At 28.2% G+C, this 1491-nt stretch carries 1 protein-coding gene; it reads right to left on the bottom strand.

From position 1 onward, the window contains the following. Nucleotides 1–2: 2 nt before the first annotated feature. The gene (locus NYG85_RS12015) at nt 3–1367 is read right to left on the bottom strand and encodes an IS4 family transposase (protein ID WP_260962844.1); all 1365 of its coding nucleotides are present in this window, start codon (nt 1365–1367) and stop codon (nt 3–5) included. Between the last annotated feature and the right edge of the window lie 124 nt (nt 1368–1491).

Genomic DNA, 1491 nt, shown 5'->3' on the forward strand with positions numbered 1-1491 from the left:
ACTCAACTTTCGCACATAAAACCTAACTCTTTTTGAGTGAAAGCACTTATCACTGCAATAATTTGAAGTAAATCTTTATTATCCTTGACAACATTTTGGATTTCAGAGATTTTTGTAAGTATTTGAATAAAAAGTTGCATTGAAATTGCAAGGGTTTCAAGTTCACACTCTAAATCTCTAAAAAGTTCTCCTAGTGTTTGTGGCTCATGTTTTATGCGGTTTATGTAACTTACAATGTTGTAAGTAAACATAGAAAGAGTGATTTTTCCAATAAGAGCTTCATAGATACGATTTTCTTCTTTTCCTAAGCCAAACAAGAGTCTTAGATCTTTATAGCCTTGTTCAATATTCCATCTCTTTTTATAAGTTTCTAAAATCTCTTTACCTGAAATACTTATATCTGTTGATATAAAAACTAATAAATCTTTTCCAGTGTGTAAAAATACCAATTTAACTTTTCCTAAAACAGCATGTTCTAAAACTGAATCGAAATACTTATAAGATATCTTTCCATGTTTACCGCTATATTTATGACGAATATTTTTAAAACTATCATATATTGCATTTAGAGTTTTATATTTACCTTTAAAGTTCCAAATGAGCTTATTATTTGGAAGTCTTGCAATTACAGGCATTCCTAAAGTATTTGCTTCTTTTATAAAATTTGGTTTAGCGTACCAGCTATCAACAAGTAGATAATCAGCATCAATTCCATTATCTAATGCTCTTTCTAACATCTCAAGAGCTAGCATATTCTTACCTTTAATAATTTCACTCTTACGCTGATATGCGTTACTTCTATGATGCAATTTTGCTGTGAACTCTGATGTAGATTTTCTTTTACTATCATTCATTTTTATAGAAAAATCCAATTGAAATGTTGAGTGTGAATCTGCATAATTTAGAGACACTATATTTAGTGCATTAATACTTCTATGCTCTTTATTACTCCAGATATATTTACAAGTACCTTCAATAAATTTACCTCTTTTTGGTTCTACTGTATCATCGATAATTAGTAGGCGATACTCACCATTTTTATGCAATGGCTTTATCTTTTTTAAAATTTCTGTAGCACTTAACAATAAAAGTTTACGCCAGTTATAGCGTTTTTCTTTGATAAATCTATAATATACATCTTTACCATAAGCCTTATCACTATTTTTTATAAAAGTTGATTGTCTTTTTTGCATAATAAGCATATAAAGAAAGTGTAAAATTATTTGAAATGGTGGATATCCAACTTCTCTCTTAACAAAGTTACTTTGTTTAAGTATTTTTGTGATTTTTATTTCTGATAACACTTCGTAAATTGGATTTTTTAATATGCTCTTCATAGCAGTTTCTATATAATTTGCAAGTTCCATAAGATAGACCTTTTATAATGATGTTAGTGGTAACGTAATTATATTAAAAAGTACCTATTTATGGGCTTTGTTTATCAACTTTAGTTCATGAATTTAGTGGAATCTATATGCGAAAGTTGAGTAA

The sequence above is a fragment of the Campylobacter gastrosuis genome (genome assembly GCF_030249845.1).
In the GTDB taxonomy this organism is placed as follows: Bacteria; Campylobacterota; Campylobacteria; order Campylobacterales; family Campylobacteraceae; genus Campylobacter_A; species Campylobacter_A gastrosuis.

Excerpts from the sequence above, each read along its gene's own strand:
- NYG85_RS12015 (WP_260962844.1), bottom strand. The coding sequence starts at position 1,367 with ATGGAACTTGCAAATTATATAGAAACTGCTATGAAGAGCATATTAAAA.